The following is a 25,307-nucleotide window of genomic DNA, read 5'->3' as shown; positions in this document are numbered from 1 at the left end:
GGCTGCCTGACCCGGCCAGGACGCGGCGCCGCCGCGCCTGGCCATCTTGATTGACCCCGCGCGCGCCGCCCGGCGCGGCGGCGATTTGCGCGAAGGCGGCCCCCGGGGCCGCGCCGCATCCGATCCTCGCGCGATTTTTCCAGGCTTATTTCCACGGCCCCTATGGATATCTTCATTCAACAACTGATTAACGGCGTCACGCTCGGCAGCGTGTACGCCCTGGTCGCCCTTGGCTACACCATGGTGTACGGCATCATCGGGCTGATCAACTTCGCGCATGGCGACGTCGTCATGATCGGCGCGATGGCGGCCACCACGATCGCCATCTCGCTGGTCGGCGGCGACCCGTCCGCGTCCGCCTTCATGGTGCTGGGCCTGGGCCTGCTGGTGTCCGTGCCGCTGTGCATGGCCGTGGGCTGGACCGCCGAGCGCGTGGCCTACCGGCCGCTGCGCCGCGCGCCGCGCCTGGCCGCCCTGATCACCGCCATCGGCGTGTCCATCATCCTGCAGAACGTGGCGATGATGGGCTGGGGCCGCAACTATCTGAACTTCCCGCAGGTGCTGACGCCGCAGGTGTTCGAGATCTTCGGCGCCCGCATGAGCACGCTGCAGATCGCCATCGTCGCGATCGCCGCGCTCATCATGGGCGGGCTGCTGGCCGTGGTGCACAAGACGCGCCTGGGCACTGCCATGCGCGCCACCGCGCAGAACCGCGAAGTGGCCGGCCTGATGGGCGTGAACATCAACACCGTGATCTCGGCGGCGTTCCTGATCGGCTCGGCGCTGGCCGCGGTGGCCGGCATGATGGTCGCCACCTACTACGGCGTGTCGCAGTACACCATGGGCTTCATGCTGGGCCTGAAGGCCTTCACGGCCGCGGTGCTGGGCGGCATCGGCAACCTGGTCGGCGCCATGGCGGGCGGCCTGCTGCTGGGCATCATCGAATCGCTGGGCGCCGGCTACATCGGCGACCTGACCGGCGGCTTCCTGGGCAGCCACTACCAGGACGTGTTCGCGTTCTTCGTGCTGGTGCTGGTGCTGATTTTCCGTCCGTCCGGCCTGCTGGGCGAGCGTGTGGGGGACCGCGCATGAGCACCACCCTGAAAAACAGCGGGCTGTCGACCCGCAACCTGATCGGCATCGCGCTGATCGGCATCGTGCTGGCGGTGCTGCCGTTCGTGATCGGCATGGCCGGCCAGAGCTGGGTCCGCATCCTGAACTTCGCGCTGCTGTACGTGATGCTGTCGCTGGGCCTGAACATCGTGGTGGGCTTTGCCGGCCTGCTGGACCTGGGCTACATCGCGTTCTACGCGGTGGGCGCCTACACCTGGGCGCTGCTGGCTTCGCCGCACTTCGGGCTGCATCTGCCGTTCTGGGCGATCCTGCCGATCGCGCTGGCGGTGGCGTGCCTGTTCGGGGTGCTGCTGGGGGCGCCGACGCTGAAATTGCGCGGTGACTACCTGGCCATCGTGACGCTGGGCTTCGGCGAGATCATCCGCATCTTCCTGAACAACCTGAACGCGCCGGTCAACATCACCAACGGCCCGCAGGGCATCAACCGCATCGACACCTTCAAGGTGGGCGAGTTCGCCTTTGGCCGCACCGAGAGCCTGCTGGGCATCCGCGTGACCGGGCCGGAGAAGTACTACTACCTGCTGCTGGCGCTGACGCTGATCATCATCCTGGTGTGCGTGCGCCTGCAGAACTCGCGCATCGGCCGCGCCTGGGAAGCCATCCGCGAAGACGAGATCGCCGCCAAGGCGATGGGCATCAACACCCGCAACATCAAGCTGCTGGCCTTCGCCATGGGTGCCTCGTTCGGCGGCGTGGCGGGCGCGCTGTTCGCGTCGATGCAGGGTTTCGTCAGCCCCGAGAGCTTCTCGCTGATGGAGTCCATTTCCATCCTGTGCATGGTGGTGCTGGGCGGCATGGGCCACATCCCGGGCGTGATCCTGGGCGCGCTGATCCTGGCCGCGTTGCCGGAATTCCTGCGCGCCGTGGTCGAGCCGGTGCAGCAGATGGTGTTCGGCGCGGTGGTGCTGGATCCCGAGGGCATCCGCATGCTGCTGTTCGGCCTGGCGATGGTGTGCGTGATGCTGTTCCGTCCCGCCGGCCTGTGGCCGTCGGCCGTGCGCAAGCGCGAGCTGGCCACCAAGACGCAGGGAGGCGCGGCATGAGCAAACTGCTGCAAGCCCAGGGACTGGGCAAGCGCTTCGGCGGCCTGCAGGCCCTGTCGGACGTCAGTTTCGACATCGAGCAGGGCGAGATCTACGGCCTGATCGGCCCCAACGGCGCCGGCAAGACCACGCTGTTCAACGTGCTTACGGGCCTGTACATCCCGGAAGACGGCAGCTGCACCTTCAACGGCGCCTCGATGTCGGGGAAGAAACCGCACGAGGTGGCGCACGCCGGCCTGGCGCGGACCTTCCAGAACATCCGTCTGTTCGCCAACCTGAGCGCGATCGAGAACGTCATGATCGGCCGCCACATGCGCACCCGCGCCGGCGTGCTGGGCGCCGTGTTCCGCACCCGCGGCACGCGCGCCGAGGAAGCGGCCATCGAGGCCCGCGCCCAGGAGCTGCTGGACTACGTCGGCATCGGCCACCGCGCCAACGACGTGGCGCGTTCGCTTCCCTATGGCGACCAGCGCCGCCTGGAGATCGCGCGCGCCTTGGCCACCGATCCCAAGCTGCTGGCGCTGGACGAGCCGGCCGCCGGCATGAACGCCTCGGAAACCGTGGTGCTGCGCAAGCTGATCGAGAAGATCCGCGACGATGGCGTCACGGTGCTGCTGATCGAGCACGACATGAAGCTGGTCATGGGCCTGTGCGATCGCGTGCTGGTGCTGGAATACGGCAAGGTGCTGGCCATGGGCAAACCCGCCCAGGTGCAGCGCGACCCCAAGGTCATTGAAGCGTATCTGGGCGCGGGCGCCGCCCAGGATCCGCTGATTCATCAGGAGCGCCCGGCATGACGACGGCAAGCAAACCCCTACTGGAACTGCGCGGCCTGCAGGTCGCGTACGGCGGCATCCGCGCGGTGCGCGGCATCGACCTGCGCGTGGACGAAGGCGAACTGGTGTGCCTGATCGGCGCCAACGGCGCTGGCAAGAGCACGACGCTGCGCGCCATCTGCGGCCTAGTGCCGCTGGCCGGCGGCGAAGTGGTCTACGGCGGCCAGTCCATCGGCGGCCAGAAGTCGCACGAGCTGGTGCGCCAGGGCCTGGTGATGGTGCCCGAGGGACGCGGCATCTTTGGCCAGCTCACCATCGAGGAAAACCTGGCGATGGGCGCCTACATCCGGCGCGACGCCGCGCAGGTGCGGCAGGACACCGACCGCGTGTTCACGCTGTTCCCGCGCCTGGCCGAACGCCGCAAGCAGGCGGCGGGCACGCTCTCGGGTGGCGAGCAGCAGATGGTGGCCATGGGCCGCGCGATGATCGCGCGTCCGAAGCTGCTGTTGCTGGACGAACCCTCGATGGGGCTGGCGCCGCTGATGGTCGAGAAGGTCTTCGAGGTGGTGCGCACCATCGCCAGCGAAGGCGTCACGATCCTCTTGATCGAGCAGAACGCGCGCCTGGCGCTGGAGAACAGCCACCGCGGCTACGTGATGGAATCCGGCGAGATCACGCTGTCCGGTCCTGCCGCCGACATGCTGCACGATCCCAAGGTGCGCGCCGCGTACCTGGGGGAAGTGGAAGAGGCGTAGCCGCGTTCCGCTTGCCGCATGAGAAAAGCCCGGCCGCCAGGCCGGGCTTTTTTTTGTGCCGCGCTGGCGGGCTACGCGGGTTGCGCCACGACCCGCTCGCGCCCGATCAGCAGGGCGATGACGGCGGCGACGAGACCTGTGGCGCCGGCCGCGACGAAGGCCATCAGGTAGCTGCCTTGCGACTCGCGCACCACGCCCGCCATCCAGGCCGCGCTGGCCGCGCCCAACTGGTGGCCGGCGACGATCCAGCCGAACACGATGGGCGCCTCGCGATCGCCGAAGGCTTCAGTGGCCAGGCGCAGCGTGGGCGGCACGGTGGCGATCCAGTCCAGGCCGAAGAACACCGCGAAGATCGCCAGGCCGTAGAACGAGAAGTCGGAATAGGGCAGATAGATCAGCGCCAGGCCGCGCAGCCCGTAGTAGACGAACAGCAGCTTGCGCGGATCGTAGCGGTCGGTCAGCCAGCCGGAGGCGGTGGTGCCGAACAGGTCGAAGATGCCCATGATCGCCAGCAGCCCCGCCGCCTGCACTTCGGGCATGCCATGGTCGCCGCACAGCGCGATCAGGTGCGTGCCGACCAGCCCATTGGTGGTGAAGCCGCAGATGAAGAAGGTGGCGAACAGGAACCAGAAGGTGCGGGTGCGGGCGGCGCGGGACAGGGCGCCGAAGGTGGCGGCGATCATGCCGGTGCGCGGCGTGGCGGGCGCGGGCGGTTCATGCGGGTCGCTGCCGAAAGGAACCAGGCCGACGCTGGCGGGGCGGTCGGGCACCAGCCACCAGGCCACCGGCACCAGCGCGGCGGCGGCGCCCGCCACGGTCCAGACCACCCGGGTCCAGTCGCCGGACGACGCCAGCGCCGCGAGGATGGGCAGGAAGATCAGCGTGCCGGTGGCGGTGCTGGCGGTCAGCAAGCCCATCATCAGGCCGCGATGCTTCGTGAACCAGCGGTTGACCACCGTGGCGCCCATGACCACGGCGACCGCGCCCGAGCCGACGCCGGAGAACACGCCCCAGGTCAGCAGCAGGTGCCACGGCTGGGTCATGTAGGCGCTGGCGGCGGTCGAGAGGGACATCACCGAGAGCGCCGCGATCAGCACGCGGCGCACGCCGAAGCGTTCCATCGCGGCCGCCGCGAACGGCCCCACCAGTCCATACAGGAAGATGCCGACGGCGGCCGAGAACGAAGTGGTGCTGCGATTCCAGCCAAAGCTTTGCTCCAGCGGCACCAGCAGCACGCTGGGAGATGCGCGCAGGCCGGCCGAGACCAGGAGCGCCAGGAAGATCACGCCGACGACCACGAAAGCGTACTTCTGTCCCGCGCGGCGGAAGGGGATGGGGGGGTGGGCTATACTCATGTTACTGACCGGTACGTAATTGGGTTTGCGAATGGTACGTACCGGTCAGTAACGCCGTCAAGCGATATTTTCTGACGGCCGGTTTTCAGGGCTGCCGGCGTATGACGACCGGTCTCAGCAAGGAGTTTTCGAATGGCCAGCAAATCCCCCGCGGGCGGCAACGACGTCAAATCTGCCGCCACACCCGCCGCCAAGCCGCCCCTGGCGGCCGACCGCATCCGCCAGACGGCGCGCGAGATGTTCTACCGCGACGGCATCCGCGCGGTGGGGGTGGACGCCATCGTCAACCAGGCCGGCGTCACCAAGCCCAGCCTGTATCGCAGCTTCTCGTCCAAGGACGAGTTGGCGGCGGCCTATCTGCGCGACTACGACGCCGAATTCTGGGCGCGTTTCAACGCCGCCTGCGATGCCCACCCGGGCGACCCGCAGGCGCAACTGCGCGCCTACCTGTCGGGCCTGAGCGTGCGGGCGGTGCAAAGCGGCTATCGGGGCTGCGGCCTGACCAACGCGGCGGTCGAGTATCCGGAGGCCGGCCACCCGGCGCGGGAAGTCGCCGTCGCGCACAAGCTGGAACTGCGCCGCCGCCTGACCGCGATGGCGGCCGAAATGGGCGCGCCCGATGCCCAGGCCCTGGGCGACGGCTTGCTGCTCCTGATCGAAGGGGCCTTCGTGTCGAGCCAGTTGTTCGGCGAGGGCGGGCCGGCCGGCCGGGTGGCGGACATGGCGGACATGATGATCGACGCTCATCTCGGCCGCCGTTGATTGTTGCGATGCACAATAATGGTGCCGGATACGGTGCCGGATGCACCGATGTGGTGGTGTTTGTACCCATTTCGCAACGCCGAAAATAATGCTAGGCATTTTTATTGCAACGCAGCAACCACGGATCTAAGATGAATTCGTGTTGTTCCCCATCGCGCTTTCTCAAGGAGAGAATCATGAGCGATACCGCGTTGAAAAATGCCCGCATGTCGGATGCGCTGGAGCAGTCCTTGATCCGCGAGGCCATCAAGGCGGAAACCCTGTCCGGGCCGTTCTCGCGCTCGGGTTGGCGCCGGCTCAAGCTGCGCATGCGCCGGTTCGGCGGCGCCATCGGTGAAGTGCTGCACGACATGGACGCCGGCCGCCGCCAGCATCCTGTGATTTCCGCCCACCGTTGAGCGGCGCATCCGCGCCAGGAGAAAAACGCCAGCTTTCGCTGGCGTTTTTTTATGCCCGACAGCCTTCAGGCCGTGCCCGCCGCGGCGTCGATGATCCAATCCAGGAAGGCCCTGACTTCCGGCCGTTCGGCCGCGCCCGGCACGGTGACGGCGTAGTAGGCGAATCGCGCCGGCCACGGCTTGTCCAGCACCTGCGCCAGCCGGCCGGCGGCGATCTCCTGCTGCGCGTACTGCTGCGGCACCAAGGCCAGCCCCTGGCCGGACTCCGCCGCGCGGATCAGCAGGAAGTCATCCTCGAAGGCATTGCCGCGTTCGGCGCGCGCATCCGCCGCCACGCCGCTGGCCGCCAGCCACAGCGGCCAGTCGGCGCGGTCCGAGTCATGCAATAGCGGGTAATCCAGGCAGTCGGCGGGTTCGCGGATCGCGCCCGGCGGTACCAGTTGTGGACTGGCCACGGGCACCAGCACCGGCGCCATCAGGCGCACGCTTTCCAGTCCCGGGTAGTCGCCCAGGCCGTGGCGCAGGGCGACATCGACCCGGTCGCGGCGCAGGTCGGTCAATGCCGAGGTCGCCTCCACGCGGATCTCGATTCCCGGATGCAATTGCTTGAACGCGCCCAGCCGCGGCACCAGCCACGAGGCGGCGAAGGTGGCGACCGTGCTGATGGTCAAGGTGTGTTGCCCCTTGCTGGCCTCCAGCGCCGCCATGGCCTGGTCGATCTGCGCGAAGGCCTGCAACAGGGCGGGATGCAGCGTGGCGCCGGCCGGCGTCAGGCGCAGGCCCTGGCGTTCGCGGGTGAACAGCGCCAGGCCGACGCGGTCTTCCAGCAGGCGGATCTGCTGGCTGATCGCGCCCGGGGTGACGTGCAGCGCCTGGGCCGCGGCCTTGATGCTGCCGCGTTGGCCGACTTCGACGAAGGTGCGCAGGGTCTGGAGCGGGACGGAGGACATCGAGTTTAGTTTTTCTAAAGCATGAGGGCAGAAATCATCGCTTCTGATTATAGGAGCTTGTTGCCATCATGGCGCGGTCGGTTTGAATTTCCGACGCCACGAAAACTAAACCGAGAGGATCGCTTTGATGACCCCTGCAACCCGTGTCCGGCAGCCTGTCCAGGTCGGGGCACAGCCATGATCGACCTGTATACCGACAGCTCCCCCAATGGTTTCAAGATCACCATCGCGCTGGAGGAACTGGGCCTGCCCTATACCCTCAGGCACGTGCATATCGACGCGGGGGAAAACCGGCGGCCGGCATTCCTGCGGCTCAATCCGCACGGCCGCATCCCGGTGCTGGTCGACCATGCCACCGGCATCACCCTGTTCGAGTCGGCGGCGATCCTGCTGTACCTGGCCGACAAGACGCGCCAGTTGTTGCCGATCGATCCCCCGGCGCGCTGGCAAGCGATCCAGTGGCTGATGTTCCATGCGGCCAGCGTCGGCCCCATCATCGGCCAGCGCGTGCACTTCGAGATTTTCTCCGCCACCCCGCAGCCCGAGGCGATCGAACGCTACCGCGGCCTGTGCGACGCCGCGTTCGGTGTGCTCGACGGGCAGCTGGCGCGGCATTCCCATGTCGCGGGCGAAGACTATTCGATTGCCGATATCGCGCACTTCGGCTGGACCCATATCGCCCGCATCGTCGGCTTCGATTTCAGCGCCCACGCCCATTTGAGCGCGTGGCATGAACGCATCGCCGCCCGGCCGGCGGTCCAGCGTGGCGTCACCTTGCCCGCGCCGGCCGTCGGCGCCTGAACCTGCTCAATCATGGAAACGCAAAATGCTTGAATCCACCACGACGTCCTCCGTATCCATCCCCACCGGCGCTTCCGCGCCGGCGTTCGCCGCCCATCCGGGTTATTGCCGCATGTTCGCGCCCGGCCAGCTCACCCTCGGCATGTTCCTGCCGCTGCGCTTCTACAACGGCGACATGCAGGTGCTGGCGGGGCAGTCGGAGCTCGTGACCGAGATCGACCGGCTCGGCTTTGCCGCCGTCTGGGTACGGGACGTGCCCTTGATGGACCTGGGCTTCGGCGATGCCGGACAGGTGTTCGATCCCTTCACCTACCTGTCGTTCCTGGCGGCCCGGACCCGTTCGATCGCGCTGGCCACCGGCAGCGCCATTTTCTCGTTGCGCCATCCGATCGACCTGGCCAAGGCCGCCGCCACCATCGACCAGTTGTCGGGCGGCCGGCTGGTGATGGGCATCGCCTCGGGCGACCGGCCCTCGGAGTTTCCGGCCTATGGCATCGAACACGAGCAGCGGGCCGAGCGCTTCCGCGATGCGGTGGCGTACTTCCGGCGGCTGCTGGGTAGCGCGGGCGGCGCCATCGAATCGCCGTTGGGCCGCACCCTGAGCGGCACGCTGTTGCTGCCCAAGCCGGCAACGGGCGTGATCCCGCTGATGGTGACGGGCGGCTCCGGCCAGTCGCCGGCGTGGATCAGCGAACATGCGGACGGCTGGTTGAGCTATCCCGGCCCGTCGCACGACAAGAGCGGGCCGGCGCGGCTTGCCGACAAGATCCGCATCTGGCGCCAGGGTATACCGGACGGCGGTTTCCGGCCGCACATGACCAACGAGTGGCTGGATCTGGTCGACGACCCCGACCATCCGCGCACGCCGCTGCAGGGCGGCTTCGTGTTGCGCACGGGCAGGAACGGCTTGATCGCGTTGTTGCGGGAGTGGCAGGCCGCCGGGGTGAACCACGTGGCCCTGGGCATCCAGTTCTCGGAACGGCCGGCGGCCGAGATCATCCATGAGCTGGCCGAGGAGGTACTGCCGCATTTTCCGTCGCTGCCGGGGCCGGCCCCGCGCGACGGCCGCTGGTGAGGATCACAGCACCATGTCCACCAGCAGGTAGCCGTCCAGCAGGATGATGCCAACGGTGGCGACCACGGCCGCCCAGGCCCAGGCGCCGCGCAAGACGTGGCGGCCCATCACCTGCCTGCGGCGGGCCAGCACCACCAGCGGACCCAGCGCGAAAGGCAGGGCCAGGCTCAGGATGACCTGGCTCAGCACCAGCAACTGGTCCGGGTCCTGGCCGCCGGTGAAGGCCAGCAGGGCGGCGGCCACGGCGCCGGCGATCAGCCGCGTGGCCAGCGCGCGGCGGCGGTCGGACCAGCCGCTGTTGATCTGGAAGCCTTGCGACAGCATGCGGCCGGCCAGCACGCCGGTGATGGTGGAGCTTTGGCCCGCCGCGTACAGCGCGATCGCGAACACGATGGCGGCGCCGATGCCGAAAGTCTGGCCGATCACGGCATGGGCGTCGTCCAGGCTGGAGACGATGATGCCGGAGCCGGACAGCGAGGCCGCGGCGACGATCATGATGGCCGAGTTGATCAGCATGGCCACGCCCAGCGACAGCACGGTGTCGTTGCGCGCCACGCGCATGGCCAGGTCGCGCGCGTCGGCCGGCAGCACGCGGGCGCGTTGCGCCAGCGAACCGGAGTGCAGGTAGAGGTTGTGCGGCATCAGGGTCGCGCCCAGGATGCCCAGCGCGATCAGGAAGCCCTGCGGATCGCGCAGTGCCTGGCCGGTGCGCGCCATGCCGTGGGCGACGTCGGTCCAGGCGGGATTGGCCTTGAACAGGAGGAACACGAACGAGGCCGCCACGATCGACAGCAGCACGGCGATGACGCGCTCGTGGCGGTCGGCGTTGCCGCGCGTCAGGGCCAGCACGGCGAAGGTGCCGACGCCGGTGACGGCCACGCCGCCCAGCAGCGGCAGGTTGAACAGCAGGCGCAGCGCGATGGCGCCGCCGATGAGTTCGGCCAGCGCGGTGGCCAGGATGGCGGCCTCGCCGGCCAGCCAGGCCGCCTTGGCGGTGCGCGGCGACAGGTGGCGGGCGGTGAGGGTGGCCAGGTCTTCGCCGGTGGCCAGCGCCAGGCGCGAGACCAGCACCTGGAAGCCCAGCGCCAGGATCGCCGATGCGATCACCACCAGCAGCAGGCCATAGCCGAAGCCGCTGCCGCCGGCGATGTCGGTGGCCCAGTTGCCCGGATCGATGTAGCCCACCGCCACCAGGATGCCGGAGCCGACCACGCGGCGCAGGTTGGCGGTGACCTGGGCGTCCTGGCCGTAGGCCGCATTGCCGCCTGAAATCGCGTAGATGAATCGGGTCATGGTTATTTCCTGAGAATGGTTCTCATTTTCCATTTCTCGGGCATGACCGTCAAATTGATTTTCAGCAAGCGCGGGATAGGGCGGGCCAATGGCGCCGCCCGTGCCGCGGGCCGGCCGCGGCCGTTCAGGCCTTGAGCTTGGCGTCCATGGTGATCTTGGCGTTGAGCACCTTGGAGACCGGGCAACCCTTTTCGGCCTTGCGCGCGGCATCCTCGAAGGCCTGGGCGCTGGCGCCGGGAATCACTGCTTCCACGGTCAGGTGGACGGCGGTGATGGCAAAGCCCCCCTCGACCTTGTCGAGCGTGACCTCGGCCTTGGTGTCCAGGCTTTGCGCCGTCAGGCCGGCTTCGCCCAGGATGTTGGACAGCGCCATGGTGAAGCAGCCGGCGTGCGCGGCGCCGAGCAGTTCTTCGGGATTGGTGCCCGGGGTGTCGCCGAAGCGCGTATTGAAGCCGTAGGGCTGGTTCTTGAGCGCGCCGCTCTGCGTGGAAATCGTACCCTTGCCCGTTTTCAGATCGCCCGACCAGGCGGCGGTTGCGGTTTTCTTCATGCGTGACTCCTGTTGAGGGAACGCGCCCGCGACGGACGCGTCCGGTTGGGGGAGAGCGCGGCCCGCCTGGCGGCGGCGCGCGTTGCCGGAAGGGGCACGGACCATGATACGGCGCGCGCGCCGGGGCGTCGCCTGCCTGGCGCCCGCATCCGGCAAGCCGATGTAACCGCCGCTTGCGCCGCCTTGCCAGCGCCGCGTGGCGCCGTCACACTTCGCCCCTGGATCAACCCGAACAGGCATTGGATACAGATGGTAGTGATCGACACCGAACAAACCCGCCGCGCATTGTCGTTCGACGCGGCGATCCCGGCCTTGCGCGAGGCGTTCCGCCAGGGCGCCCACGTGCCCCCGCGCCACGTCCACGCCATCGAGTCGGGCGGCGCGCACGGCACCACGCTGATCATGCCGGCCTGGAACGAGCAGGGGTATTTCGGCGTCAAGGTCATCAACATCTTTCCCGAGAACACGCGCCAGTCGCTGCCCGGGCTGCATGCCACCTACAACCTGTACAGCGCCCGCACCGGCGTGCCGCTGGCGCAGGTGGACGGCGACCTGGTGACGGTGTTTCGCACCGCCGGCGCGGCGGCGCTGGGCGCGTCCTACCTGGCGCGCGAGGATGCGCGGGTGCTGACCATCGTCGGCTCGGGACGCATTGCCGGGCTGGTGGCGCAGGCCATGCGCACGGTGCGGCCGATCGACAAGGTGTGGGTCTGGAACGTGCGTCCGGCCGGCGCCGAAGCGCTGGCGGCGGCGCTGCGCGAGCAGGGCTTCGACGCCAGCAGCACCGTCGACCTGGAACAGGCCGTGCGCCAGGCCGACATCGTCAGCTGCGCGACGTTGTCGACCGTGCCGCTGGTGCGCGGCGACTGGCTGCGCCCGGGCACGCACCTGGACCTGATCGGCAGCTTCAAGCCCGACATGATCGAGACCGACACCGCCTGCTTCGACGGCACCACGGTCTACGTGGACACGGACGAGGCGCCCACCAAGGCGGGCGACCTGCTGGCCGCGTTCGAGGCCGGCGTGCTGGCCCGCGACGAGATCCGCGGCAATCTCACCGACCTGGTGCTGGGACGCGCGCCCGGCCGCACGCAGGCGAGCGAAGTGACGGTGTTCAAGGCCGTCGGCAGCGCGCTGGAGGACCTGACGCTGGCCGCGCTGGTCTACGAGGCCTGCAGCGGTCAGGCAAAATAACGCCATCCGCTGTTTTTCCATCCTGCGAGCTGTCGTCATGTCCCGTTTCTTCCTTCGCTACGCCTGCGCTGTCGCGCTGGCGGTTCCCGCCCTGTCCGTCCAAGCCGAGATCGTGATCGGCGTGGATGTCTCCACCACCGGCCCGGCCGCGGCGATCGGCATCCAGACCAACAACGCCATCCGCCTGTGGCCCAGCACGCTGGGCGGCGAGCCGGCGCGCTACGTGGTGCTGGACGACGGCACGGACGTCAGCCGCGCGGTCAAGAACCTGCGCAAGCTGACCTCGGAAGACAAGGTCGACGCCATCGTCGGTCCCAACACCACCGCCGCGGCGTTGGCCGCGCTGGACGTGCTGGCCGAGACCCGCACGCCGATGATCGCGCTGGCGGCCTCCAGCGTGATCGTCGAGCCGCTGTCCGACCCCAAGCGCGCCTGGGCCTTCAAGATGCCGCAGAACGATTCGCTGATGGCGACCGTGCTGGTCGAGGACATGAAGAAAAAGGGCTTCAAGAATGTGGCCTTCATCGGCTTCGCCGATTCCTACGGCGACAGCTGGTGGAAGGAGTTCTCCGCGGCCGCCGGCAACGACGTCAAGGTCGTGGCGCAGGAACGCTTCCAGCGCACCGACGCGTCGGTGGTGGGCCAGGTGCTCAAGGTGATCGCCGCCAAGCCCGATGCCGTGCTGATCGCCGGCGCCGGCACGCCGTCGGCGCTGCCGCAGAAGACGCTGCTCGAACGGGGCTACACCGGCGCCATCTACCAGACCCACGGCATCGGCACGCTGGAATTCCTGCAGGTGGGCGGGCGCGATGTCGAAGGCACGCTGTTCCCCACGGGCCCGGGCGTGGTGGCGCGCGAGCTGCCCGACTCGAACCCGGTCAAGAAGGTGGCGGTGGACTTCGCCGACAAGTACGAGCGTCAGTACGGCGCCAACACCCTGACGCAGTTCGCCGGCGACGCCTACGGCGCCTGGATGCTGCTGGATTCGGCCGTGGCGCGCGCCCTCAAGACCGGCGCCAAGCCCGGCACCCCGGAGTTCCGCGCCGCGCTGCGCGACGCCCTGGAAAGCACCCGCGACCTGGTCGTGCCCAACGGCGTGCTCAATATTTCCAAGGACAACCACCAGGGCTTCGACGAACGGGCCCGCGTCATGGGCGTGGTGCGCAACGGCAAATTCTCGTATGCGGAGGCGGCCCCGGCGCAGAAATAGGGGACGACATAGTCGTCTACCCTTCGTAACGAGTTTTCACCCGCCATAGGGTGGAGATAGGGAAAAGCAGGCTTCGGCCTGCTTTTTTTCGTCCATATCATTAGAGGTGAAATGATTTAATGTCGTATCATTTTTAGCGAAGCGATGTACCTAGAAATAAATCAGGGAGAAAAAACCATGATCGTCCAACGCACCCGCCGCGTCCTGCTGGCCCTGGGCCTGGGCCTGCTGGCAGCCTGCTCAGACTCCGGTTCGGACAAGCCCGTCCAGGGGGCCAGCGCGCCCGCCGCCAGCGCCAGCACGCTGGAAGCCGCCAAGGCGGCCGGCAAGATCCGTATCGGTTACGCCAACGAAGCGCCGTTCGCCTTCATGGACAGCAAGGAGGCCAAGGTCACCGGTGAATCGGTGGAAATCGCCCGGGTAGTGCTCAAGCGCATGGGCATCAACGAGGTCGAAGGCGTGCTGACCGAATTCGGCTCGCTGATCCCCGGCCTGCAGGCCAAGCGCTTCGACATCATCGCGGCCGGCATGTACGTCACGCCGGAGCGCTGCGGCCAGGTGGCGTTCTCGAACCCGACCTATGGCGTGGGCCAGGCGTTCCTGGTCAAGCAGGGCAACCCGAAGAACCTGCACAGCTACGAGGACGTGGTGAAGAACCCCGACGCCAAGCTGGGCGTGGTGGTCGGCGCCATCGAGGCCGAATACGCCGCCAAGGTCAAGGTGCCCGCCGGCCAGATCGTGGTGTTCCCGGATGCGGTCAGCGCGCTGTCCGGCGTGCAGGCCGGCCGCGCCGACGCCTACGCGGCCACGGCATTGACGGTCAACGACCTGATGGGCAAGACCGACGCCGGCAGCGGCCTGGAGAAGGCCGAGCCGTTCACCGATCCGGTGATCGACGGCAAGGGCGTGCGCGGCTACGGCGCCTATGCCTTCCGCACGGACGACAAGGCCTTTGCAGATGCCTTCAATGCCGAGCTGGCCAAGTTCATCGGCACCGAGGAACACAAGAAACTGGTGGCGCCGTTCGGCTTCACGCCCGAGGAACTGCCCAAGGACGTCACGGCCGCCAAGCTCTGCGCCGCGAACTAGGGGGCGCCGATGCAGCTCATATCCGAACATATCGCCGAGCTGGTGCCGCCACTGCTGGAAGGCCTGGCGGTGACGCTGGAGATCATGGCGGGCGCCGTGGTGCTGGCGGTGCCGCTGGCGCTGGTGGCCGGGGTGGGGCGCCTGTCGACCGTGCGCCCCGTGCGCTGGCTGGCGTCGATCTACGTCGAGGTGTTTCGCGGCACCTCGGCGCTGGTGCAGCTGTTCTGGTTCTATTTCGTGCTGCCGCTGTTCGGCGTGCAACTGCCGGCCATGCTGGTGGGCATCGTTGTGCTGGCGCTCAATGCCGGCGCCTATGGCGCCGAGGTGGTGCGCGGCGCGATCCGCGCGGTGCCGCCGGGCCAGCGCGAGGCCGGCGTGGCCCTGAACCTGACGCGTGGCCAGATCATGCGCCGCATCGTGGTGCCGCAAGCCATTCCGGCCATGCTGCCGCCGGCCGGCAACCTGCTGATCGAACTGCTCAAGAACACCGCGCTGGTGTCGCTCATCACCATCACCGACCTGACCTTCCGCGGTCAACTGCTGCGCAGCGAAACCCTGCGCACCACCGAGATCTTCACGCTCATGCTGCTGCTGTACTTCGCGGTGGCGCTGCTCATCACCGCCGGCGTGCGCCTGCTTGAACGGAGGGTCCGCGTCCGATGAAACCGATATTCGACTGGTCCTTCGCGCTGGAGATCCTGCCCACGTTGGGTTCGGCGCTGGTCATCACCATCCAGGCCACGGTGCTGGGCATGCTGGTGGCCGTGACGCTTGGCTTGGCGCTGGCGCTGCTGCGGCGTTCGCGCCTGGCGCTGCTGTCCTTGCCCACGGCCTTCGTGATCGAGTTCGTGCGCAGCACGCCGCTGCTGGTGCAGATGTATTTCCTGTTCTACGTGCTGCCCCTGACCGGGGTGCAGATGTCGCCGCTGGCGACCGGCATCGTGGCGCTCGGGCTGCACTACGCCACCTATTGCGCCGAAGTCTACCGCGCCGGCATCGAGGCGGTGCCGCGCGGCCAGCTGGAGGCGGCGCGGGCGCTGAACATGTCGCCGTGGCGCACCGCCGTGGGCGTGGTGCTGCCGCAGGCGATCCCGCCGGTGGTGCCGGCGCTGGGCAACTACCTGGTGGCGATGTTCAAGGACACGCCGCTGCTGTCGGCGATCACGGTGGTCGAGCTGCTGCAACAGAGCAAGATGATCGGCTCCACCACCTTCCGCTACACCGAGCCCCTGACGCTGGTCGGCGTGCTGTTCCTGGCGCTGAGCCTGATCGCGGCCTGGGGCGTGCGCGGCCTGGAGGCCCGCCTGCAACGATATGGAGGAAAGCGATGAGTTCCAGCATCACCATCAAGAACCTGCACAAGCGCTATGGCGAGCTGGAGGTGCTAAAGGGCATCAACCTGGAGATTCCGGCAGGCCAGACCGTGGCCGTGATCGGGCCGTCGGGTTCGGGCAAATCGACCCTGCTGCGCGTGCTGATGACGCTGGACCGGCCGACCAGCGGCGAGATCGAGATCGACGGCGAGCCGATGTGGACCGACGCCCAGGGCCGCCCGGCCGGCCCCAATTCCGAGCACCTGCGCAAGGTGCGCGGCAAGATCGGCATGGTGTTCCAGCACTTCAACCTGTTCCCGCACATGACGGCGCTGGGCAACGCCATGGAGGCGCCGGTGCACGTGCTGGGCCTGCCGCGCGACCAGGCGCGCGAGCGCGCGGTGGAATACCTGGAGATGGTGGGGCTGGGCGACAAGCTCGACGTCTACCCGGCGCAGTTGTCGGGCGGCCAGAAGCAGCGCGTCGGCATCGCCCGCGCGCTGGCGATGTGCCCGGAGATCATGCTGTTCGACGAGGTCACCTCGGCGCTCGACCCGGAGCTGGTGGGCGGCATCCTGCAGATCCTGCGCGACCTGTCGGCGCGCAAGAGCATGACCATGATCATCGTCACCCACCAGATGAAGTTCGCCGAACGCAGTTCCGACCGCACGCTGTTCTTCGACGAGGGCAACATCGTCGAGGACGCCGAGTCGCAGACGCTGTTCAGCGCGCCCAAGGAAGCGCGCACGCGCCAGTTCCTGGACAGCGTGATCGAGGGGCAATAAGCCGCGGTAATAAAGGGCGGGCCTCGTCCCGCCCTAAACCCCCACGCGGGCGTCGGGATTGGCGGCGCGGGCGGCTGCCGGCGCTATGCTGTGCATCCGCGTCCATCGCCCGGAGCCTTACGCATGAGTCATCTTTTCAGTCCCACGTCAGTCGGCAATGTCCAACTGGCCAACCGCATCGTCATCGCGCCCATGTGCGAGTACTCGGCCGACGAGGGCCGCGCCACCGATTGGCACATGATCCACCTGGGCCACTTGGCGCTGTCGGGCGCGGCGCTGCTGTTCACCGAAGCCACCGCGGTCGAGGCCGACGGCCGCATCTCCCCGGGTGACCTGGGCCTCTGGTCCGACGAGACCGAGGCCGCGCTGGGCCGCGTGGTGCAGGCGGTGCGCCGTTATTCGCCCATCAAGCTCGGCATCCAGCTTGGTCACGCCGGCCGCAAGGCGTCGAGCCATGCGCCCTGGGAGGGCGGCCAACTGGTGCCGCCGGAGCAGGGCGGCTGGCAGGGCTGGGCGCCGTCGGCGCTGCCGCACAAGGCGTCCGAGCCGGCGCCGCGCGCGCTCGACGCGGCCGGCCTGGCGCGGGTGCGCGACGCCTTCGTCGACAGCGCTCGCCGCGCCATCCGCCTGGGTTTCGACGCCATCGAGCTGCATGCGGCCCATGGCTATCTGCTGCACCAGTTCCTGTCGCCGCTGGCCAACCAGCGCGACGACAACTACGGCGGCTCGCTGGAGAACCGCATGCGCTTCCCGCTGGAAGTGTTCCGCGCGGTGCGCGAGGTGACGCCTTCGTCGGTGGCGCTGGGCGTGCGGGTATCGGCCACGGATTGGGTCGAGGGCGGCTGGGATCCGGCGCAGACCGAAGCGTTCGCGCTGCGGCTCAAGGAATTGGGCTGTGAGTTCATCGACGTCTCCAGCGGCGGCGTTTCGCCATTGCAGAAGATCCCGGTGGCGCCGAACTACCAGGTGCCGTTCGCCGACGCCATCAAGCGCGCGGTCGGCCTGCCCACCATCACGGTGGGCCTGATCACCGAGGCGCAACAGGCCGAGGACATCCTGGCGCAAGGCCAGGCCGACATGGTGGCGCTGGCGCGCGGCATGCTGTACGACCCGCGCTGGCCCTGGCATGCCGCCGCGCAACTGGGCGGGCAGGTCGCCGCGCCGCGCCAGTACTGGCGGTCGCAGCCGCGCGAGCTGAAGGAACTGTTCGGCGAGACGCGCTTCGGCCAGCGCTAGCGCGCGACCGTCGTCCAAGCAAAAAACGCCGCGTGATGCGGCGTTTTTCATGGGAGGACCGTGCGCGCTTACAGGCGCGAATAGGCCGCTTCCAGTTCGCGGTGCAGGACGTCAGCGAAGTCGGCGCGGGCGGCGTCGTGCTGCGCCAGCAGGCGCGCCAGCACCACGTTGTCTTCCTCGCCGTTCCAGATCTTGATGTAGGTGCCTTCCTTGTAGCCATGTTGCTGGCGGAAGATGTTCAGCACGTTCTTGGAAACGTACTGGGTATAGGCATCGTTCCAGCTCATTTCGCAGGCGGTCATGCTCTGCTCGAGCAGCTTGAAGCTGGCGCGGCCGCACACCGCCAGGCCGCCGATCAGTTCGAGCAGTTCGGGCACGTTCAGGCTGGCCAGCGCGTAGCTCTTGCCGTCCAGCGTGATCGAGGCGGGGCCGGCCAGGTCGGCCACCAGCGCCGCAGCGGCGGCGTTGACATCGCCCTTGGCCTGCACGATGGTGTGCGACAGGTAGAAATGCAGGATGTCGACCAGTTCCATCTGCACCTGGGGCAGGTCGATGGTCTGCTTCTTCCACCACTTCCAGCCGTAGTGTTCCAGGGCCTCGGCCGATTCGACGAAGGCGGCGCGCAGGAAGCGGGCGCCGCCGTTGATCCAGTCCGGATTGATCATGCTGTTCAGGTCGCCTTGCAGCTTCAGCATCGTGGCCGCCTGGGCCTGGTTCAATCCGACAACGTTATTCACTTTCACTCCGGGTATTCATGGGGTCTATGCGAGGGCGGCGGAAATGTTAGCACCATTGCCGCCGAGGCCGGGCCGCTTCAGCCGTCCTTGCGGTACGACGAGGTCTTGAGCGGCGGCAGCTTTTCCAGCGGTCGCTTGCGCGGGTCGCGCGCGCCGCTGGCCGCCTTGAACAGCATCAGCGCGAAAAAGCCCAGGAACACCGCCGGCATGAAGTCGTCCAGGTCGAAGCGCGGCGCGTGCAGCGCCTTGAAGGCGACGTTGACGGCGGCCCAGCCGGCCACGGCGCCGGCGATGGTCAGGAAGATGCCCTGCTTGCGCTGGCGCGCGCGCTTGGCCAGCGAGACCGCTTCGGCTTCGGTCTGGCCCGGGGCGACGGTGGACGGCACGCTGTCGGCGCGGTGCGATTGCGGCGGCGCCGTCTTGCCCCAGGCCAGGTCATTCAGGGATCCCGGGCTCGGGGCGGGCGCCGGCGTGGGCGTGGCGACCGGCGCGGTCGCTTGGCGCCTGGTCTCGGCCTTGCTCGGCACCCGTCCGGGCGTGGCGCCGCCCGCGCGCGACAGGTTTTCGATGTAGCGCGCGAAGTCGCCGTTCTTCGGCTCCATGTCGATGGCCATGCTGTTCTCCGCTAATTGCCGCGACGGATGCGCGCCGGCTGCCGGCGTTTGCGCATCATCGCGACCAGGAGTCCGCATCCTAGCAGCACCGAGAGTCCCGCGCCGATCATCATGGCGATCTGTTGCGCGTTTTCGGCCGCGCCCAGGCTGCGCGCGGTGATGTAGCCGGGCGCCAGCATCAGCGGCATCCACAGGATCGCCGACAGCACGTTGGCCATCTGGAAGCGGCCGTGGGCCATGCCCATGACGCCGGCCACCGTGGGGATGGTCGAGCGGATCGGTCCCAGGAAGCGGCCGACCAGCACCGAGGCGAAGCCATAGCGGTAGAAGAACAGGCGCGCCCGTGCCACGGCGGTACGCTGCTGCTTGAGCGGCCAGCGCCGCAGCACGTTGGGGCCGGCCCAGCGCCCCAGCCCGTAGGACAGCGCATCGCCGACGATGGCGCCGGCGATGCCCCATGCCATGATGCTCCACGGATCCAGCGTGCCGGCGCCGATCAGGCCGCCGGTCAGCAGCATCAGCGCGGTGGCGGGAATGAACAGGCCCAGCAGCACCATCGATTCTCCCAGCGTCAGCAGGAAGGTGATGGGGCCGGCCCAGGCCTGGTTGGTCTCGATCAGCACGCCGATCTTGTCGATGTATTGGTCCATGAGGCAGAAGTTGAAAATTAGCTGAACGCAATCGGGTATCTTAACGCCTGCATTGTGGACGCCGCGTGAAAGCGGCGCGCCACAGAAGGCTATCGTCGGAGTTCTATGGATTCGGTTACACAAGCCGTGCTGGGCGCGGGCATACAGGGGGCGCTGCTGGGGCGCGTGCAGGGGCGGAGGGCGCTCATCTACGGCGCGGCGCTGGCCACCGTGCCGGACCTGGACGTACTGATGCGCTACCCGGATCCGGTCTCGCTGATGACCTACCACCGGGGCTTCTCGCATTCGATCTTCGTGTTGACCGGCCTGGCGGCGCTGCTGGCATGGTTGATACGCAAGTACTGGCCGCAAGCGCAATACAGCGCGGGGCGGCTGTTCCTGACCCTGTGGCTGGTATTGGTGACGCATCCGCTGCTGGATGCTTTCACCGTCTATGGCACGCAGCTGTTCTGGCCATTGCCATCGATCCCGGAAAGCTGGTCGGCCATCTTCATCATCGACCCCGTCTATACCGTGCCATTGCTGTTGGGGGCGGTGTACGCGGTGATCGTCGGCATGACCCGCAACGCCCGCCGCTTCCTGGCCGGGGCGCTGATCTTCAGCACCGCCTACCTCGGGTTCGGGCTCGCCGGCCGCATCGCCGCCGAACACCGGGTGCGCGATGCGATGCAGGCGCAGGGCATCGCCATTACCGAGCTGCGGGCTATTCCCATGCCGCTCAATACCTTGCTGTGGCGCGTCGTCGCCAAGACGCCCGACGGCCATTACTACGAGGCCGTCAGCAGCTGGTTCGACCGCGAGCCACCGGAATGGCTGCGCCTGCCGCTCAACCCGGAACTGGGACAGGCGCTGGCCGATATGCCGCTGCTGCAGCGCCTGCGTTGGTTCACCGATGATTGGCTGCGTTATGACGCCGTGGGCGATGCGCTGGTGGTGACCGACCTGCGCATGGGCGTGGCCGGGCACTACAACTTCCGCTTCAAGATGGCCGAGCGGCAGGCCGACGGCGGCTGGCGGCCGGTGACCCCGTCCAGTTGGCCGGGCGACCGTGGCGGCTGGGCGGAGTTCAAACTGGTGCTGGGACGCATCCTGCACGCGCAACCGCCGCTGCCGCTGGCGCAATGGGCCGAGACCGCGACGCGCTAGAGCGCGCCGATCGGCGCCATCGGGAAGGCCCGCCCGACATGGCGGGCTTTTTTTCGTCCCGTCGGCATGGGGCCTGGTGAGAGGCCGCGCTTCGCGGACGGTGCTGCCGCCAACCCGAGGGACCGCCCGTATTGACCGGAAATCCGCCGTTGCATTATTCTTGTTCCCTATTAAGGAACAGTAGTTCCGATTTTTGGAACAATAATGAGCATTCTCGATGGCGTCCAGCGGGTGTTGGCGCTTTACGCGCAGGGCGAGGCGGAACTGAGCTTCACCGACGTGGCGCAGCGCCTGGCCATGCCCAAGAGCACGGCTTCGCGCCTGTTGAACCAGATGCAGCACTACGGCCTGCTGGACCAGGACACCGCCACGCGCCGCTATCGTGCCGGCGCCTTGCTGTCGCAGGCGGTGCGCGCCGGGCAGGCCGCGACGCCGCTGGACGAGGCCTGCCGCAAGGTGCTGGCGCGCCTGTCCGACGACAGCGGCCTGACCGCCTACCTGTCCACCTTGAACCAGCGCGAAACCGTGGTGCTGCAACGCCTGAATGGCTCGCATCCGGTGCAGGTGCTGTCGCCGCCGGGTTCGCGCCGCGCCGCCTCGGACACGGCCATGGGACGCGCGCTGCTGTCGCGCCTGACCCAGGACGAGTTCGACGCGCTGTACGGCACCGATCCAGCCCGCCCCCTGCCGATGGAGGGCAAGGATTGCCCGGCCACCGTGGGCGAACTGGCGCAGCGCGTGGCGCAGATCCGCGCTGACCATTACGGCGTCGCCATCGACCAGGCCATGCCTGGCATCGGCGCCGTGGCGGCGGCGGTGCGCGATCCCTCCAGCGGCGAACTGCGCGGCCTGTGCCTGTCCTTCGTGTCGTTCCAGGTCGACGCCGCCCGCGTGGCGGCGCTGCGCGAGTCGCTGACGCGGCAGGTCGCGGCGCTGGGCCGCGAATTGAACGATCCCTATTGGCTGGCCTGACGCGCCGGCGCGAACCCGATTGACCGTATTGCCCTATCCAGCCGCGCGTGCGCGACACCCCGACTTTCCCGATTCCACGGAACTCCACTCATGAACCTTCTGCTTCTCAGCAATTCCAGCAGCGACGCCGGCTACCTGGTGCACGCGTTGCCCGACATCCGCGAACTGATCGCCGCGCTGCCGGCCGGCGCGCCGGCGGTGTTCGTGCCGTACGCGGGCGTCACCCGCAACTGGGACGACTACACCACCTTGGTCACCACGGCGCTGGCCGACACCGGCCTGGACATCCAGCCGCTGCATCGCGCCGCCGATCCCGTGGCCGCGCTGGAGAATGCCGCCGTCATCATCGTCGGCGGCGGCAACACCTTCAACCTGCTCGGCCAATTGCGCCGCCAGGGCCTGCTGAGCGTGGTGGCGCGCCGCGTGCGCGAAGGCGCCGCCTACCTGGGCTGGAGCGCCGGTTCCAACCTGGCGTGCCCCAGCATCTGCACCACCAACGACATGCCGATCACCGACCCCGAAGGCTTCGATGCGCTCGGCCTGCTGTCCTTCCAGATCAACCCGCACTACACCAATGCCCATCCTCCCGGCCATCGCGGCGAAACGCGCGCGCAGCGCCTGGCCGAGTTCTGCACGCTGAACCCGACCATGCCGGTGCTGGGCCTGCCCGAAGGCGCCGGGCTGCGCGTGCGCGGGGCCGCCATCACGCTTGTCGGCCCGCACGATGCGCCGCTGTTCATCGGCGCCGCCGAGCCGCGCGTGTTCACGCCCGGCCCGCTGGAGATCCCGGCATGAAGCAGGTCATCGACACCATCGAACTGCTGTCTTCGGCCCACATCACGGGCGATGCGGTGGCACAGGCGCTGCGCGCGGCCGGCGACTGCGAGGTCGAGGTCACGCCGCTGGAGCGCGACGGCGCGGCCACCGAGTTCCTCTCCATCGTCATCCCGGGCGCCGACCCCGCCGCGCCGCAATTGGGCATCGTCGGCCGCCTGGGCGGCATCGGCGCGCGTCCGGCCGTCACCGGCCTGGTGTCCGACAGCGACGGCGCCGTGGTCGCCATTGCCGCCGCGCTCAAGATCATGGCCATGGCGCGCCAGGGCGACGTGCTGCCCGGCACCGTGCGCATCCGCACCCACATCTGCCCGCGCGCCGGCACCCGTCCGCACCATCCCGTGCCGATGATGCGTTCGCCGTTCCCGATGCGCGAAATGATGTCGCACGAAGTCGATCCGCGCATGGACGCGATCCTGTCCGTCGACACCACCCGCGGCAACCGCCTGGTGAACCGCCGCGGCGTGGCGCTGACGCCGGTGGCCAAACAGGGCTATCTGCTGCGCATTCCGGAGACCATGCTGGACGTGATGGGCTGGGTCAGCGGCGAGCTGCCCCTGACGCTGCCGCTGACCACGCAGGACATCACGCCCTACGAAAACGGCCTGTGGCATGTCAATTCGCTGATGCAGCCGGCCATCGTCACCGGCGCGCCGGTGGTCGGCGTGGCGCTGACCGCGCAGACCACCGTGCCGGGTTGCGCCACCGGCGTGACCAACGCCGTCGACGCCGACGTGGCGATGCGTTTCTGCATCGAGATCGCCAAGCTCTTCGGGCAGGGCGCCATGACCTTCTTCGACGCCGCTGAATGGGACGCGCTGCAGGGCCGCTATGGCTCGATGGCGCATCTGCAGACCACCGGCCGCGAACCGGGCGCCGCGCAATGAGCGCGCGTCGCCCGCGCCGCGTGGCGTTCTTCACCATCGGCCAGTCGCCGCGCAGCGACGTGGTGCCGGAAATGGCGCCGCTGCTGGGCGAACACGTGCGCATCGACGAGTTCGGCGCGCTCGACGGCCTGGATGCGGCGGCGCTGGCCGCGCTGGCGCCGCGCCTGGGCGAGTATCGCTTCGCCACGCGCATGCGCGACGGCGCCCAGGTCGAACTGGACGCCGCCGCCGCCGAGGCGCGGCTGGCAGAGGTGATGCGCGAGGCCGACGCCGCCGGCTACGACGTGCTGGTGCCGCTGTGCACTGGCACCGCGATCGCGCCGATGCGCACGCTGGTGGTCGAGCCGCAGCAGGTCGTCGACCACCTGGTCGCCGGTTTGGCGCAGCACTGCCGCAAGGTTGGCCTGGTGGTGCCGCTGCAAGCCCAGGTCGACGCCTTCCACATGGCCGTGCCGCTGGAATGCGCGACCACGGTGGTGCACGCCTCGCCCTACGAGGCCGACGCGGGACGCGCGGCGGCCAGTTTCAAGCAGGCCGGCCAGGACCTGGCCGACTGTGATTTTGTCGTCATGCATTGCATGGGTTACGCCGAGCGCATGCGGCAGGCGGTGGCACAGGCATCGGGTCGCCCGGTGCTGTTGTCCAACCGCCTGGTCGCGCAGGCGCTCGCGCAAATATTGGAATAAGGGAATCGACTTCATGTTCAGCCGTACTTTGCAACGCGCCGCGGGCGCACTGTTCGCCGCCAGCACCCTGGCGGCCGCGCCGGCCCTGGCCGCCGACGCCTGGAAACCGACCAAGCCGGTGCGCTTGCTGGTGGGCTTTGCGCCCGGCGGTTCGGCCGACACGCTGGCGCGCCTGCTGGCCGAGCCGCTGTCGCAGCGCCTGGGCCAGACCGTGGTGGTGGAAAACCTGGCGGGCGCCGGCGGCAACATCATGGCCTTCCGCCTGTCGCAATCGCAGCCTGACGGCTACACCATCGGCATCGCCGCGGCCGGTTCCATGGCCATCACCCACGTGCTCAACGCCAAGGGCACCAGCTACAAGCCGACCGACTTCACGCCCATCACGCTGGCGGCGGTGCAGCCCAACGTGGTCATTGTCAACAAGGACGTGCCGGCCAACAACCTGGCCGAATTGAAGGACTACTTCCAGAAGACGCCGACCGCCACCTACGGCACCGCCGGCGTGGGCATCTCCAATCACCTGATCGCCGAAACCATGCTGTACAAGCTGGGCGTGAAGGTGCCGCACGCGGCCTATCGCGGCGCGGCGCCGGTCATCACCGACCTGCTGGGCGGCCATATCGCGATGACGATGGACAACATCTCCACCGCCGCGCCGCTGGCGCTGCAGGGCAAGGTCAAGGCCATCGGCGTGGCTTCGCTCAAGCGCTCGGCGCAGTTGCCCAACGTGCCCACGCTCGACGAGCAGGGCCTGAAGGGCTTCGATATGCCGACCTGGCAGGGCGTGTTCGCCCCGGCCGGCCTGCCGGCGGACGTGCTGGCCGCCTATTACGCGGCGCTGCAGGACGTGCTCAAGCAGCCCGCCGTGAAGGAAAAGATGGCCGGCCTGGGTTCGGAACCCGTCACCGGCATGACGCCCGAGCAGTTCGGCCAGTTCCTGGAGAACGACCGCAAGCAGTGGGCCGACATTGTGCGCGCCGCCAACATCAGCCTGGAGCAATAAGCAGGCTGTCGCGTCCGCCGTTGCCGGCAGGCGCGGCGCGCGCCGCAAACAAAAACGCC

The 25,307-nt window shown here is 68.3% G+C and carries 28 protein-coding genes; 21 read left to right on the top strand and 7 right to left on the bottom strand.

Annotation, left to right across the window (positions count from 1 at the left end):
• Positions 1-162 precede the first annotated feature (162 nt).
• The 4 genes from ACVN9Z_RS25510 to ACVN9Z_RS25495 are packed head-to-tail and all read left to right on the top strand — an operon-like array spanning position 163 to position 3,708.
• Positions 163-1,092: a branched-chain amino acid ABC transporter permease gene (locus ACVN9Z_RS25510; protein ID WP_006383979.1), complete on the top strand. Its 930-nt coding sequence runs from the start codon at positions 163-165 to the stop codon at positions 1,090-1,092.
• Positions 1,089-2,177 (top strand): ABC transporter permease subunit, encoded by a 1,089-nt coding sequence (locus ACVN9Z_RS25505; RefSeq protein ID WP_006383978.1) that lies wholly within the window; start codon positions 1,089-1,091, stop codon positions 2,175-2,177. The genes ACVN9Z_RS25510 and ACVN9Z_RS25505 overlap by 4 nt, the downstream gene beginning before the upstream one ends.
• A complete protein-coding gene (locus ACVN9Z_RS25500; RefSeq protein WP_006383977.1) occupies positions 2,174-2,974 on the top strand; it encodes an ABC transporter ATP-binding protein in 801 nt (266 codons plus the stop codon). Before ACVN9Z_RS25505 ends, ACVN9Z_RS25500 begins: the two co-directional genes overlap by 4 nt.
• Positions 2,971-3,708, top strand: a complete 738-nt coding sequence (locus tag ACVN9Z_RS25495) for an ABC transporter ATP-binding protein (RefSeq protein ID WP_006383976.1) — start codon at positions 2,971-2,973, stop codon at positions 3,706-3,708. The genes ACVN9Z_RS25500 and ACVN9Z_RS25495 overlap by 4 nt, the downstream gene beginning before the upstream one ends.
• Before the next feature lie 71 nt (positions 3,709-3,779).
• On the opposite strand, the gene ACVN9Z_RS25490 is transcribed toward ACVN9Z_RS25495, so the two are convergent.
• Positions 3,780-5,063, bottom strand: coding sequence for an MFS transporter (locus ACVN9Z_RS25490; protein WP_038503956.1), 1,284 nt, complete (start codon positions 5,061-5,063; stop codon positions 3,780-3,782).
• Between the two features lie 132 nt (positions 5,064-5,195).
• Between ACVN9Z_RS25490 and ACVN9Z_RS25485 the strand changes: the two genes are divergently transcribed.
• Together ACVN9Z_RS25485 and ACVN9Z_RS25480 are read left to right on the top strand one after the other, a co-directional pair.
• Positions 5,196-5,825 (top strand): TetR/AcrR family transcriptional regulator, encoded by a 630-nt coding sequence (locus tag ACVN9Z_RS25485; RefSeq protein ID WP_024069526.1) that lies wholly within the window; start codon positions 5,196-5,198, stop codon positions 5,823-5,825.
• A 176-nt stretch (positions 5,826-6,001) separates the two neighbouring features.
• On the top strand, positions 6,002-6,223 hold the full coding sequence (locus tag ACVN9Z_RS25480; RefSeq protein ID WP_006383972.1) for a hypothetical protein: 222 nt from the start codon (positions 6,002-6,004) through the stop codon (positions 6,221-6,223).
• 65 nt (positions 6,224-6,288) lie between these two features.
• Here ACVN9Z_RS25480 and ACVN9Z_RS25475 read toward each other — a convergent pair whose 3' ends face one another.
• A complete protein-coding gene (locus ACVN9Z_RS25475; RefSeq protein ID WP_006383971.1) occupies positions 6,289-7,173 on the bottom strand; it encodes a LysR substrate-binding domain-containing protein in 885 nt (294 codons plus the stop codon).
• A 177-nt stretch (positions 7,174-7,350) separates the two neighbouring features.
• Between ACVN9Z_RS25475 and ACVN9Z_RS25470 the strand changes: the two genes are divergently transcribed.
• Both ACVN9Z_RS25470 and ACVN9Z_RS25465 read left to right on the top strand, forming a co-directional pair.
• On the top strand, positions 7,351-7,974 hold the full coding sequence (locus tag ACVN9Z_RS25470) for a glutathione S-transferase family protein (RefSeq protein ID WP_024069524.1): 624 nt from the start codon (positions 7,351-7,353) through the stop codon (positions 7,972-7,974).
• Between the two features lie 25 nt (positions 7,975-7,999).
• Positions 8,000-9,049, top strand: a complete 1,050-nt coding sequence (locus tag ACVN9Z_RS25465) for an LLM class oxidoreductase (protein ID WP_049050840.1) — start codon at positions 8,000-8,002, stop codon at positions 9,047-9,049.
• A 3-nt stretch (positions 9,050-9,052) separates the two neighbouring features.
• Here the strand turns inward: ACVN9Z_RS25465 and ACVN9Z_RS25460 are convergent, their stop codons facing one another.
• Complete coding sequence (locus tag ACVN9Z_RS25460) at positions 9,053-10,342, bottom strand: Nramp family divalent metal transporter (protein WP_035181048.1); 1,290 nt, start codon at positions 10,340-10,342, stop codon at positions 9,053-9,055.
• 124 nt (positions 10,343-10,466) lie between these two features.
• The gene (locus ACVN9Z_RS25455) at positions 10,467-10,892 is read right to left on the bottom strand and encodes an OsmC family protein (protein ID WP_006383967.1); all 426 of its coding nucleotides are present in this window, start codon (positions 10,890-10,892) and stop codon (positions 10,467-10,469) included.
• Positions 10,893-11,141: 249 nt separating this feature from the next.
• Here ACVN9Z_RS25455 and lhpI point away from each other — a divergent pair, with 249 nt between their 5' ends.
• From lhpI to ACVN9Z_RS25420, 7 genes are all read left to right on the top strand, one after another.
• Positions 11,142-12,086, top strand: coding sequence for a bifunctional Delta(1)-pyrroline-2-carboxylate/Delta(1)-piperideine-2-carboxylate reductase (gene lhpI, locus ACVN9Z_RS25450; protein ID WP_047991191.1), 945 nt, complete (start codon positions 11,142-11,144; stop codon positions 12,084-12,086).
• Positions 12,087-12,123: 37 nt separating this feature from the next.
• Entirely contained in the window at positions 12,124-13,296 is a 1,173-nt protein-coding gene (locus ACVN9Z_RS25445; RefSeq protein ID WP_006383965.1) for an ABC transporter substrate-binding protein, read from the top strand.
• Positions 13,297-13,473: 177 nt separating this feature from the next.
• Positions 13,474-14,385, top strand: coding sequence for an ectoine/hydroxyectoine ABC transporter substrate-binding protein EhuB (ehuB, locus tag ACVN9Z_RS25440; RefSeq protein ID WP_054471746.1), 912 nt, complete (start codon positions 13,474-13,476; stop codon positions 14,383-14,385).
• A 9-nt stretch (positions 14,386-14,394) separates the two neighbouring features.
• The gene (gene ehuC / locus ACVN9Z_RS25435; RefSeq protein ID WP_006383963.1) at positions 14,395-15,048 is read left to right on the top strand and encodes an ectoine/hydroxyectoine ABC transporter permease subunit EhuC; all 654 of its coding nucleotides are present in this window, start codon (positions 14,395-14,397) and stop codon (positions 15,046-15,048) included.
• Complete coding sequence (ehuD, locus tag ACVN9Z_RS25430; RefSeq protein ID WP_006383962.1) at positions 15,045-15,716, top strand: ectoine/hydroxyectoine ABC transporter permease subunit EhuD; 672 nt, start codon at positions 15,045-15,047, stop codon at positions 15,714-15,716. Before ehuC ends, ehuD begins: the two co-directional genes overlap by 4 nt.
• Complete coding sequence (gene ehuA / locus ACVN9Z_RS25425) at positions 15,713-16,483, top strand: ectoine/hydroxyectoine ABC transporter ATP-binding protein EhuA (protein WP_006383961.1); 771 nt, start codon at positions 15,713-15,715, stop codon at positions 16,481-16,483. Before ehuD ends, ehuA begins: the two co-directional genes overlap by 4 nt.
• Positions 16,484-16,606: 123 nt before the next feature.
• Positions 16,607-17,719, top strand: a complete 1,113-nt coding sequence (locus ACVN9Z_RS25420; protein WP_458212787.1) for an NADH:flavin oxidoreductase/NADH oxidase — start codon at positions 16,607-16,609, stop codon at positions 17,717-17,719.
• A gap of 68 nt (positions 17,720-17,787) precedes the next feature.
• On the opposite strand, the gene ACVN9Z_RS25415 is transcribed toward ACVN9Z_RS25420, so the two are convergent.
• From ACVN9Z_RS25415 to ACVN9Z_RS25405, 3 genes are all read right to left on the bottom strand, one after another.
• Positions 17,788-18,438 carry a dUTPase gene (locus ACVN9Z_RS25415; RefSeq protein WP_035181018.1) on the bottom strand — a complete coding sequence of 217 codons (651 nt, stop codon included), beginning with the start codon at positions 18,436-18,438 and terminating at the stop codon, positions 17,788-17,790.
• A 95-nt stretch (positions 18,439-18,533) separates the two neighbouring features.
• Positions 18,534-19,070: a hypothetical protein gene (locus ACVN9Z_RS25410; RefSeq protein WP_026384481.1), complete on the bottom strand. Its 537-nt coding sequence runs from the start codon at positions 19,068-19,070 to the stop codon at positions 18,534-18,536.
• Between the two features lie 11 nt (positions 19,071-19,081).
• Positions 19,082-19,720 carry a DedA family protein gene (locus tag ACVN9Z_RS25405; RefSeq protein ID WP_006383956.1) on the bottom strand — a complete coding sequence of 213 codons (639 nt, stop codon included), beginning with the start codon at positions 19,718-19,720 and terminating at the stop codon, positions 19,082-19,084.
• A gap of 105 nt (positions 19,721-19,825) precedes the next feature.
• Here ACVN9Z_RS25405 and ACVN9Z_RS25400 point away from each other — a divergent pair, with 105 nt between their 5' ends.
• From ACVN9Z_RS25400 to ACVN9Z_RS25375, 6 genes are all read left to right on the top strand, one after another.
• Positions 19,826-20,866: a metal-dependent hydrolase gene (locus ACVN9Z_RS25400; RefSeq protein ID WP_172999586.1), complete on the top strand. Its 1,041-nt coding sequence runs from the start codon at positions 19,826-19,828 to the stop codon at positions 20,864-20,866.
• Between the two features lie 204 nt (positions 20,867-21,070).
• Positions 21,071-21,838 carry an IclR family transcriptional regulator gene (locus ACVN9Z_RS25395; RefSeq protein WP_238926318.1) on the top strand — a complete coding sequence of 256 codons (768 nt, stop codon included), beginning with the start codon at positions 21,071-21,073 and terminating at the stop codon, positions 21,836-21,838.
• Between the two features lie 90 nt (positions 21,839-21,928).
• Entirely contained in the window at positions 21,929-22,633 is a 705-nt protein-coding gene (gene pepE, locus ACVN9Z_RS25390; protein WP_020928418.1) for a dipeptidase PepE, read from the top strand.
• Complete coding sequence (locus ACVN9Z_RS25385) at positions 22,630-23,559, top strand: DUF1177 domain-containing protein (protein WP_150100698.1); 930 nt, start codon at positions 22,630-22,632, stop codon at positions 23,557-23,559. The genes pepE and ACVN9Z_RS25385 overlap by 4 nt, the downstream gene beginning before the upstream one ends.
• Positions 23,556-24,245: an AroM family protein gene (locus ACVN9Z_RS25380; protein ID WP_070781109.1), complete on the top strand. Its 690-nt coding sequence runs from the start codon at positions 23,556-23,558 to the stop codon at positions 24,243-24,245. Before ACVN9Z_RS25385 ends, ACVN9Z_RS25380 begins: the two co-directional genes overlap by 4 nt.
• 13 nt (positions 24,246-24,258) lie before the next feature.
• Entirely contained in the window at positions 24,259-25,248 is a 990-nt protein-coding gene (locus ACVN9Z_RS25375) for a Bug family tripartite tricarboxylate transporter substrate binding protein (protein ID WP_047991185.1), read from the top strand.
• Positions 25,249-25,307 lie beyond the last annotated feature (59 nt).

It is taken from the genome of Achromobacter sp. KK8 (assembly GCF_054188005.1).
The sequence above is the reverse complement of the archived record's forward strand: the minus strand, read 5'-3'. Positions and strand labels throughout refer to the sequence as shown.

Coding starts and splice junctions, on each gene's coding strand:
- ACVN9Z_RS25470 (WP_024069524.1), top strand. CDS start 7,351: ATGATCGACCTGTATACCGACAGCTCCCCCAATGGTTTCAAGATCACC.
- ACVN9Z_RS25395 (WP_238926318.1), top strand. CDS start 21,071: ATGAGCATTCTCGATGGCGTCCAGCGGGTGTTGGCGCTTTACGCGCAG.
- ACVN9Z_RS25505 (WP_006383978.1), top strand. CDS start 1,089: ATGAGCACCACCCTGAAAAACAGCGGGCTGTCGACCCGCAACCTGATC.
- ACVN9Z_RS25400 (WP_172999586.1), top strand. CDS start 19,826: ATGGATTCGGTTACACAAGCCGTGCTGGGCGCGGGCATACAGGGGGCG.
- ehuC (WP_006383963.1), top strand. CDS start 14,395: ATGCAGCTCATATCCGAACATATCGCCGAGCTGGTGCCGCCACTGCTG.
- ACVN9Z_RS25375 (WP_047991185.1), top strand. CDS start 24,259: ATGTTCAGCCGTACTTTGCAACGCGCCGCGGGCGCACTGTTCGCCGCC.
- ehuA (WP_006383961.1), top strand. CDS start 15,713: ATGAGTTCCAGCATCACCATCAAGAACCTGCACAAGCGCTATGGCGAG.
- ACVN9Z_RS25475 (WP_006383971.1), bottom strand. CDS start 7,173: ATGTCCTCCGTCCCGCTCCAGACCCTGCGCACCTTCGTCGAAGTCGGC.
- ACVN9Z_RS25420 (WP_458212787.1), top strand. CDS start 16,607: ATGAGTCATCTTTTCAGTCCCACGTCAGTCGGCAATGTCCAACTGGCC.
- ACVN9Z_RS25385 (WP_150100698.1), top strand. CDS start 22,630: ATGAAGCAGGTCATCGACACCATCGAACTGCTGTCTTCGGCCCACATC.
- pepE (WP_020928418.1), top strand. CDS start 21,929: ATGAACCTTCTGCTTCTCAGCAATTCCAGCAGCGACGCCGGCTACCTG.
- lhpI (WP_047991191.1), top strand. CDS start 11,142: ATGGTAGTGATCGACACCGAACAAACCCGCCGCGCATTGTCGTTCGAC.
- ACVN9Z_RS25455 (WP_006383967.1), bottom strand. CDS start 10,892: ATGAAGAAAACCGCAACCGCCGCCTGGTCGGGCGATCTGAAAACGGGC.
- ACVN9Z_RS25510 (WP_006383979.1), top strand. CDS start 163: ATGGATATCTTCATTCAACAACTGATTAACGGCGTCACGCTCGGCAGC.
- ACVN9Z_RS25410 (WP_026384481.1), bottom strand. CDS start 19,070: ATGGCCATCGACATGGAGCCGAAGAACGGCGACTTCGCGCGCTACATC.
- ACVN9Z_RS25495 (WP_006383976.1), top strand. CDS start 2,971: ATGACGACGGCAAGCAAACCCCTACTGGAACTGCGCGGCCTGCAGGTC.
- ACVN9Z_RS25500 (WP_006383977.1), top strand. CDS start 2,174: ATGAGCAAACTGCTGCAAGCCCAGGGACTGGGCAAGCGCTTCGGCGGC.
- ACVN9Z_RS25445 (WP_006383965.1), top strand. CDS start 12,124: ATGTCCCGTTTCTTCCTTCGCTACGCCTGCGCTGTCGCGCTGGCGGTT.
- ehuB (WP_054471746.1), top strand. CDS start 13,474: ATGATCGTCCAACGCACCCGCCGCGTCCTGCTGGCCCTGGGCCTGGGC.
- ACVN9Z_RS25465 (WP_049050840.1), top strand. CDS start 8,000: ATGCTTGAATCCACCACGACGTCCTCCGTATCCATCCCCACCGGCGCT.
- ehuD (WP_006383962.1), top strand. CDS start 15,045: ATGAAACCGATATTCGACTGGTCCTTCGCGCTGGAGATCCTGCCCACG.
- ACVN9Z_RS25380 (WP_070781109.1), top strand. CDS start 23,556: ATGAGCGCGCGTCGCCCGCGCCGCGTGGCGTTCTTCACCATCGGCCAG.
- ACVN9Z_RS25405 (WP_006383956.1), bottom strand. CDS start 19,720: ATGGACCAATACATCGACAAGATCGGCGTGCTGATCGAGACCAACCAG.
- ACVN9Z_RS25480 (WP_006383972.1), top strand. CDS start 6,002: ATGAGCGATACCGCGTTGAAAAATGCCCGCATGTCGGATGCGCTGGAG.
- ACVN9Z_RS25490 (WP_038503956.1), bottom strand. CDS start 5,063: ATGAGTATAGCCCACCCCCCCATCCCCTTCCGCCGCGCGGGACAGAAG.
- ACVN9Z_RS25460 (WP_035181048.1), bottom strand. CDS start 10,342: ATGACCCGATTCATCTACGCGATTTCAGGCGGCAATGCGGCCTACGGC.
- ACVN9Z_RS25485 (WP_024069526.1), top strand. CDS start 5,196: ATGGCCAGCAAATCCCCCGCGGGCGGCAACGACGTCAAATCTGCCGCC.